Here is an 8,967-nt window from a genome sequence, read left to right on the forward strand (position 1 = left end):
CTCTGTGTGTATACAATTAGAGTAACACTTATTCTGGTAATTACATGTGGCTAGAACGGAAAAAGTTATAGTGAGACTAACTAAGCAAGAGAAGGAAAAAATAGAGAAGTACGCAAAATATTTGGGTGTTTCAATGTCTGAAATAATCCAAGATTATATAAAATTATTGCCAAATAAAGATTGTTGACTCCGACGCTCGTTCCTCTCTACGAGACGCTGCGCGAACGCTACCGCTTCGCTATCATGTATCCATTCCCTTATCAACCAGAGGTTGATTTTGGTCATAGATACAATCGTCGTCAACCGCTATCCTTCCCCACCCTCAGCCTTCGGCTGAGGGTGGGGACTGCCGCGATACGTTCAAAAAAACAATTTAAATCGTGCTAGCTGGTTTTTGATCGCTTCTGTCAAAATTTTATTTAGTTCTTTACTGTCTTGGAATTGCAAAATTTGCTGCGTGGGTAAGTCAAAGGGAAATTGCCCATCTAAATTCTGGCGTTGCATTTGTGCTAGTAAAATTTGTTCAGAGCGCTTGCTTTGGATAGCATAGCCAATTTCAATACAGACATTCGGACTAGGAATCAGTTGAGGAGTTTCTTTGCCATCAATGCTAGTAATGGCTGTGGTGTCTGCAATAAATAACAAACTCTTACGAATTTTTCGCATGATGGTTTGGTTAAGCCGTAGAGGAGCATCACTAGGGCGATATGATTCTACTAATGCTAAAGGAAGACGCGATCGCAAGTTTAAAGTTGCCAAACCTTTTTGCAGTTCTTCTCTGAGGACATCACTAGCTACCGCATACTCAGTTTGATGGCACAAAAAAATCGTTGGTTCCAACTGAGCTAACAATGCTTGCTTAGTGAAATAAATTTCATGACTTATCAAGTCAATGTTAGCTACACAATAGCCACCACTACCTTCAATATAAAATTCAATATTTTCCCCTTCCAGATAGCGAGCAAACCAAGTTGATTTCTTAACTTCGTCACTTTCTTCCAAAAAGTCTGCTCGCAACCCTGACTTCAGCAAACTTTTTTTACTGAGGCGAATATCTGGCGAACGTTTTTCCAGTTCCGGGATCGGCTCATAATCCTGAACATACCATGCTCTGAGCGCAATAATTGACATAAGGCGCTATTTCAAATAAATGCTATTCAACTTCTGTATAAGTTTACATCCAGAGGAGGTCTAAGCTCGACTTTATCCAAAATTAAGAACTCGGCTTTCTTGATTCGGCAAAACCCCTGGCTTTTTGGCAAATACTTTTTCCACATCACTGATTTGCGCTCAAGTCCAAAAACTAAAACTACCTTTCCACAATGCTTTTAGCGTCGGGTTTTGGGTTGCGTAAAAATGGATAAAGTCGAGCTAAGAGGATGTTTGAAAAGTATCGGGCGAATAGAATTCGCTACTACACAAAGCTTAGTCCACCTACGTGGACTAATACAAAATCAAGGGTTTTTAACCCACGCAGGTAGGTAAAGTCTCGTGTAGCCGCGATTTCTAGTCGCCCGGCGAGTAATAAAGTTGCTGGGTTTTGACGAGACAGATTTAAATTAAACGAGGTTTGAGGGGAATCTCAATCCAGAACTCTGTACCTTTCCCAGGTTCTGTGATGCACTCCATTACTCCACCATGCTTTTCTACAATAATCTGGTAGCTAATTGCTAATCCTAGCCCTGTACCTCTACCCACAGGCTTAGTAGTAAAAAACGGGTTAAAAATTAGCTTTTTCACTTCTTCAGTCATTCCAGGCCCATTGTCAGCAATGCGAACCAATATATGAGAGTTATCTACTGAGATTTTAGTAGAAATCCGAATGGTAGGGATTAGGGAGGGGCAAGAGTAAGGGGGGACAATAGGAGGGGAGGAGGGAGAGAATTCTTTAGTTTCTTCCACTCTTTTACTCTCCAACTCTCTCACTTCTTCTTTATCCTGTATTAGAGCATCAATGGCATTACTGATAATGTTCATAAACACCTGATTCATCTGTCCGGCATAGCATTCTATTAGTGGCAAGTCGCCATAGTCTTTGATTATTTTGATGCCAGGAAACTCAGCATTTGATTTCAGTCGATGCTGCAAAATTAGTAAAGTATTGTCTATGCCTTCATGCAAATCAGCGGGCTTGTATTCAGCTTCATCCAAGCGAGAAAAATTGCGTAACGACAACACTATTGAGCGGATGCGATTGGCTCCTACTTGCATTGAATTCAGGATTTTTGGTAAGTCTTGTACCAAAAAGTCAAAATCGATCGCATCAATTGCTGAGCGAATTTCATGTTCAGGGTGAGGATAGTGTAACTGGTAAAGTTGCAGAATTTCCAGCAGTTGCTCAGTGTAGTCATTGGCGTGACAGATGTTGCCGTAGATAAAGTTAACAGGATTATTGATTTCGTGGGCGATACCTGCTACCAACTGTCCCAAGCCAGACATTTTTTCAGTATGAATCAATTTCGTCTGTGTTTCTTGGAGTTGAGACAAGGTATGCTCTAGCTGTGCAGCTTGAGTTCTGGCTTCAGTTTCCGCAGCACAGGTTTGTTCGTAGAGTTGTGCTTGCTGAATGGCGATCGCTGCTTGATCTGCTAGCTGTTGCAACAAATCAATTTCCACATCCTGCCAATTTCTAGGAGCTTCACACTGATGGGCAATCAGTAATCCCCATACTTGCATACCGATGTTTATAGGGACTATTAAATTGGCTTGTACTTGCAGACTCTGCAAAAACTCTTGATGACAAGCACTCAAGCAATCGGTTAATACATTGTTAATTGCTCGAACTCTGCCTTGAAAGTATAGACGAGTATACTCATCAGGGAAGCATTCTGGTAGCGCTTTTTCTCCCAAAACTGACGACCAGTTGCCATTGATTTCTTCAACAACCACCGATGCACTCTCTATTTGGAAAATCAATACCCGATCTGAATTGAGCAGGGGGCGGACTTGCTGCACGATGGTTTGCAGAGTAGTTTGCAAGTCTAATGTACTGCGGATTTGGTCTGTAACATGTTTGAGTACTTTGGTAAGCAGTAATGATTGTTCAAGTTCAGCAGTTTGCTCTTGCACCCGACATTCTAAGTTGGTATTCATCGCTTGTACCTGTTTGTACATTTGCTGCTGCTGAATTGCCATTGAAAATTGAGAGTATAAGGCTTGTGCTAGTGAGATTTCTTCCGACTTCCACTCAGAAGCTTGCCCCTTTTTTTGCTCTCGCCAAACCTCAAAGGAAAGCTGGGGTAGCAATTGGCGCCGACTATCGTCACATTGTCCTGCCCACAAGATTTCCATGTCAAATTCAGAGCGAAAAATGCTCAACACACCGATAAATTTTTCGCGGGAATGTAGGGGAATTGCCATGATTCCCCGAATCCGAGTCGGCTGAAATGCTAAAACCAAAACTCGCAAACGTGGTTCTTTATAAAGATCGGTAATTGCCCAAACATTACCTGGTTTACACTCAGCTATCCAGTCTCGCCACACGGGATGCTGTTCGATGATACTATTTTCTAATTCGTAGGGTAGTGTCGGCTGGATACCCTTCGTGTATAGGTCTTCGCTTTGTTCAATGTAAAGTCTGCCACCTATTGCGCTGAAGGCAGTAATGACTTCTTCTAATGCCTCCTGCAATTGGATTGTGGGCAGTCTATGCAACAGTGTGGTTACTTGGTTAATAGTGGTTTCTAGCTCTTGCTTGGTACGGGCCTCGGTGAGTAAGTTACTTTGAGCGATCGCGATCGTTACTTGATCAACAACTTGCTGCAATACATTCAGTTCCCGCTTCAAAATCCTTCGTGGTTGGCTGTGGTGGGATACCAACAATCCCCATAATTCAAGCTTTGCTGATTGTCTCGGATCGCGATGTAAAATTGGCACTACTACCGAAGACTGCACACCCATCGCATTTAAGTATTGAATATGACACGGGTCTACCTGCCGATATCGGATATTCTCTGTTTGTAAGCTTTCGCCAGTTTCTTCTGACTGTGGAGGCGATAGCCCTATTTTTCCACTAGCCACATCCACAATTGCACGTTGCCGCGCTGACACAAACATCTCTCTGGACTCTGGGGGAATATCATCCGCCGGGAAGTGCAACCCCAATAGGGATGGTAGTCGTTGCTCACAGATAGATTCAGCAATCACTTCACCGCTACCATCCATAGCAAATCGATATATCTTCACCCGATCTGTACCCAAAAATGTCCGAACTTCAGCAACGGTAGTCGTTAATATATCTTGTAGTTCGAGCGATCGCCTGATCTGTTTGATCATCCGGTGCAGTAAATTTTCTTGGTCTAAGCTTTGCTGCAACCCCTTTGGTTTTTCAGTAAATGTCATTGCTTATGTACACCACAACTGAATAATAATTTTTTTATAATTGTCTTTGATGAAAATTTGCTATTTAGAATCAATTAACTTTATAGTCTTAAGTTAAGAAAATTTTTATTAGTTTTGTGATCAATCTTATATTCTCAATTTTAAAAATATTTCAGTAAAATTACTCAAATTATTGCCTCATATCTTGCCTTATATTAAAGATGTTTTTTTTGTTTTCAAATTAATTAAGATTTATTGTGATTAAATAAGTAATTATTTTTAATTTATTTAAAGCTTGTTGTTTGGGGAAATGACAACATTCCCCACTTCTACTAATTGATAATTAAATGTAGTTATTTTAATTGGTCTATTCGGAAATTACGGACAATGACATTAGCTTGCGAATTTCTTCACGCACACTCATGAGAATTTTACCGAGATGGTTATCACCGGTTTTACTAGCACCACAGCCCCAGAAATAATCAGTTGGGGAGTTTTCTACTAAAATTTCGTCTTCTGTAGTCAAAAGAACTTCTTTAATCTCCGTATGGGTGAGAAATTTTTTAAGTACAGCTTCTCGCATAACTTGAGTTTTGACTAAATCCCAGTCTCGACGACATTTACGGGTGCTACAACGTCCTAAAGCAGCAGCTTCTTCTGGGGTTGCAGCAGCATGTATGAGCGGTATAATCACTGCATCTACGCTGCCCACAAACTTTTGTGCTTGATAATAATGCTCAACTGTTGACCAGTAAGTTCCCTGGATATGGATACTGTGAGGAGAAAAGTTAGAAAAACAGCCATAAGGCTGCCAAACTTTATAAAAGTAAATGGCCATTTGAAAATTGCTCTTTAATATATCAATTTCACTCTAGCCGAGTAGGGAAAGTCTTAACCAACTTCCTAAAGAGTAATCTGACAGCTTTGGCTGCTATTTTCATCTTCACCAGTTTGACAGGACAACTAGCAGTTTTTTCAGTATCTAATTGTTGACCATACTCAGTGCTAAGTCACTGAAGTTCAGTGTACGCAAAAAAAAAACAAAGGAGCGTGGAGGGTTTATGAGGCTGGGTTCCATGTACCGTGGAAGCTGTGGGGGATGACGCTGGGTAATCCGAGTTTGCAGACGGGTTCTTCGTCCAGGCGATCGCTATCAAATACCCAAACTTCACTACTATGAGTATTACCATCGTAGACAACGATGATTACCCAACCTTGTTCAGGATTTTGGCTGTCTTGAGCGTGGATGGGTTCGGAAGAATAGCGATTTTCTCCTAAGTCTGCTTCGGTGAGGGTTCCGGTTTTGTAGTCAAAACGAGCGATCGCCTCAAATAATTCTGTGTCTATATCTGCTCTTTGAGGTAGTAATGATATGTAAGTATAACGCCAAGGCTGCCCAACTTGCGATCGCTGCACAACTGGAAACTCACACTTGCGGTTAACAATTTCCTGGGTTGCTGTCACTTTACCAGTTTGCGGATTGAGATGCACTTGCCACAGCGTCCCTTTAGCAACTGTGTGCGTTTCACCAGTAGCTACTTCTCTGAGAAACTCATTAGTTTGGTGAAAGTCGGAATATCGCACCACGTCCAGAATTATCGAGCCGTCTTGATCCTCATAGCCATTACCAAAATGCCACTGGAACCAGGGTTCGGTTTCACCGCGACTAACTAAGGATAGATTTTCGCGATCAAAGATTAACACTTGGGTTGCTAACTGAGGTTCCCACAATAAAGCTTTACTTAAGGTAGTTAGACCTAGCAAAGTTGTCAGTATTTTCATCCGCATTGGTGGAACAAAGAACACCAAATACTTTTGAGTCAGAACAAAATCATGTACTACTGAGTAACGATCTAGCTTAAAGGCGGTTTTTTGGACAATTTTACCAGTGCGTTGGTGCAGCCCGCCGTAGGCATCGCTCTTATAAAGATTCAGTTGTATGGAACTTCCTATACTGACTCCAAAGTTAAAAATCTCGCCTGTGCGTAAATCGCGCTTGTAATGAGCCGAATAGGATAATCCATTGTCCAAAGCACCTAAGTCATCTAATCCTTTAGTTTCTAGAGTTTGCAGATCTAGAGCATAAGGCTTGGTTGCTTCCCACAAAGCCAAAAGTTTATCAGGTAATGCCAACACTGAGGTATTAGCTGCGTTTTTTATCTGCTGATTCCAGCGCTTCCAGATTGGCCCTGAACTGTGCGTACCATAAACGTTGTAGAGGAACTTATCGGCTTTAGTTTCAGCTTCGTATTCTGCTGTTTTTACGTAGCGATAAACTCCAGTAGCTCCTGCATCGGTAAAATGAACGCCGAGAATTGCTCCATCCCCATCAAACCAGTGTCCCACTCGGATACCGCCGCGTTCTAGCCGTGCAGGGCCATTGCGGTAAAGTGAGCCACGTAAGCCATCTGGAATTTTGCCAGAGATAATTGGGAGCTGAGTAGGGGAAAATTCTTTTCCTGGTTGAGCGATCGCACCAGCCCAAGATCTTTTTGTTGACTTTTTGCTAATTGTCTGCATATCAAATGTGCTGTTATAAATATAGGGCACGCGTATAACTGCATTCTACTATTGTCATATTTGTTGCGATTAATTAATAATGCCTCTAACTACAGATAGAGACGTTGCCAACGTCTCTACAGGACAAATTGTTTTATCCCAAGTAGTCAGAAACAGAGGTAATATTATTCATTGTCTGAGCTAGCTCATAGTAACGAATACAAACAACCAGTAAATTGAAGTTAATCAACATTTGAAGTGGTTTAAAAGACTGTGATTAGTCAACAAACAATAGATATCATTAAGTCCACAGCACCTAGCTTGAAAAAACACGGTCAGCAAATCACAACTCGCATGTATGAAATCATGTTTCGGAACCATCCTGAAATCAAAGAACAATTTGATATGTCTGCTCAAGCAGATGGTTCTCAGTCTACAAGATTAGCTACAGCAGTTTATAGCTATGCTACTCAAATAGATAATCTACCTGCTTTAAAGTCGATGGTTGAAAAGATTGCTCATCGTCATGTGCAGACAGATGTTTTACCAGCACAATATCCTATTGTCGGAGAGAGTTTGCTACAAGCAATGAAAGATGTATTGGGAAAAGCAGCTACAGAAGAAGTGATGTCAGCTTGGACTGAAGCTTATGAGGTATTATCTGAAGTTTTTATTAACAGAGAACATGATATATACGAGGTTAATTTGGATAAAATGCCCCCCATTAGCAAATAAGGTATAGTAGTCTAACTACGCGATCAAAATCTCAGATTCCCAACTGATTAATCAGCTGGGAATCTTGCTGTTTACGTAAAATAAGCTAAAAACCAACCACCTAAACTCCCTCTTTGTAATACTTATGTACTATAAAATTGCGATCGCACTGTGCCAGTTGCGTAAGTCCTATATAAAACAAGTAATCAGCCGTATATTTAACGCGGATCTCCCGGTTTTCAGATGATTTGTCACATCCTTTAACAGGAGCTTTTCCACCAACCGTATTAATCCGTTGAATCCAATTTACTTGGCGAAAGATACCATTACCTTCATGCGATCGCGCCTCTAATAATAGCCAGGGAATTGCATCGTTTTGCGTTACATCTGCCTTAGATTTCACTTTCGCTACAACTTTGCTACCATCTTTAGCTTCCCATGTCGGGCCTGTATAATGCTTGCCTAAATCTTGTCCTTGCTCATTCAGCAACAGAGCATCGGGAGCCTTAAGCGTCCACTCATACTGCTCAGAGTATTCTGATTGCAGTTTGCAGACATAGATTTGTGCGCCCTTGGCAGATACTTTCCAAAGAAGCTGCTCACCGTTTGGAACTTTTATACTGTCAGGTATAGCAGTCACATTTGCTATGTTTTGGGCAGGCTGCATAGTTGCTTTGGTGATACTTTTTGGAAGAATATTACACCCATTCAGCATGAACAGGGAAAAAACGAGGCTGACATTAAGCTGAAGAATTTCACAACGAGTAATTGACATAATAATTTTTTCTTCAACAGTAAATTGTTACATCTTCACCGCATTCGTTAGCTAAGTAAGAGAGAGATTTAAAACGAATTTCAATGATCTGTTCATAGAAAGGATTCAGTTTACAAAGCGGTGGAATGTAAGCGATCGTGCGACCAAGAAGCTTAATTTCTCGTTCAAACGGACAACTAGCAGGAATCATTTTACATAACAATCGAGCCATCTTTGGCTGGCAGATTTCTAATGATTCAAGCCATTGTTTGATGGGAAACAATAGGTCAACTTTTTGAATTGGAATTAAGAAATTCATCTATTCATCCTCAATTATCATAGTCTCATTGTAGAGGTTTAAAATAGGATAAACTTCTGAATAAGGTCATGGATTGACCTCAACTAAATAGGTAATTTATCTATGACTTTCGTTAGTCTAAAACTATGTTTTACTATGACTTTTGTCATGCACCTTGAGTAAATATAGAAAGTGATAAAAAATCTCCTCAAACTAGAAAAGTGGGCATTGTCGTTAAAGCGCACAAAAGCATAATAGGACTTACGCAACTGGCACACAAGGCTTCTGGTATAAGAGTCAAGGGTCAAAGGTCAAGGGTCAAGAATCAAGGTTTTTTGGACTTTTGACCTTTGACTCTGGACAACCTCTGGCGTTAAAAATA

8 protein-coding genes are annotated in these 8,967 nt (G+C 40.8%); 2 read left to right on the plus strand and 6 right to left on the minus strand.

Annotated features, from left to right (window positions below):
• Positions 1 to 70 precede the first annotated feature (70 nt).
• Entirely contained in the window at positions 71 to 187 is a 117-nt protein-coding gene (locus IQ246_RS31190; protein ID WP_370588447.1) for a hypothetical protein, read from the plus strand.
• 173 nt (positions 188 to 360) lie between these two features.
• On the opposite strand, the gene IQ246_RS03745 is transcribed toward IQ246_RS31190, so the two are convergent.
• The 4 genes from IQ246_RS03745 to IQ246_RS03760 all read right to left on the minus strand — a co-directional run bounded on the left by IQ246_RS03745 (position 361) and on the right by IQ246_RS03760 (position 6,840).
• Positions 361 to 1,131, minus strand: a complete 771-nt coding sequence (locus IQ246_RS03745; protein ID WP_194000215.1) for a hypothetical protein — start codon at positions 1,129 to 1,131, stop codon at positions 361 to 363.
• Between the two features lie 423 nt (positions 1,132 to 1,554).
• Positions 1,555 to 4,341, minus strand: coding sequence for a GAF domain-containing protein (locus IQ246_RS03750; protein WP_194000217.1), 2,787 nt, complete (start codon positions 4,339 to 4,341; stop codon positions 1,555 to 1,557).
• Positions 4,342 to 4,687: 346 nt separating this feature from the next.
• Entirely contained in the window at positions 4,688 to 5,158 is a 471-nt protein-coding gene (locus IQ246_RS03755) for an NADAR family protein (protein ID WP_194000219.1), read from the minus strand.
• Positions 5,159 to 5,379: 221 nt separating this feature from the next.
• Positions 5,380 to 6,840, minus strand: a complete 1,461-nt coding sequence (locus IQ246_RS03760) for a carotenoid oxygenase family protein (protein WP_194000221.1) — start codon at positions 6,838 to 6,840, stop codon at positions 5,380 to 5,382.
• Between the two features lie 252 nt (positions 6,841 to 7,092).
• Between IQ246_RS03760 and IQ246_RS03765 the strand changes: the two genes are divergently transcribed.
• Positions 7,093 to 7,554 (plus strand): globin domain-containing protein, encoded by a 462-nt coding sequence (locus IQ246_RS03765; protein WP_194000223.1) that lies wholly within the window; start codon positions 7,093 to 7,095, stop codon positions 7,552 to 7,554.
• 100 nt (positions 7,555 to 7,654) lie between these two features.
• Here IQ246_RS03765 and IQ246_RS03770 read toward each other — a convergent pair whose 3' ends face one another.
• Positions 7,655 to 8,308: a DUF3455 domain-containing protein gene (locus tag IQ246_RS03770; RefSeq protein ID WP_194000225.1), complete on the minus strand. Its 654-nt coding sequence runs from the start codon at positions 8,306 to 8,308 to the stop codon at positions 7,655 to 7,657.
• 13 nt (positions 8,309 to 8,321) lie between these two features.
• A complete protein-coding gene (locus IQ246_RS03775; RefSeq protein WP_194000227.1) occupies positions 8,322 to 8,606 on the minus strand; it encodes a Mo-dependent nitrogenase C-terminal domain-containing protein in 285 nt (94 codons plus the stop codon).
• Between the last annotated feature and the right edge of the window lie 361 nt (positions 8,607 to 8,967).

Source organism: aff. Roholtiella sp. LEGE 12411, from assembly GCF_015206995.1.
Classification (GTDB): domain Bacteria; phylum Cyanobacteriota; class Cyanobacteriia; order Cyanobacteriales; family Nostocaceae; genus Komarekiella.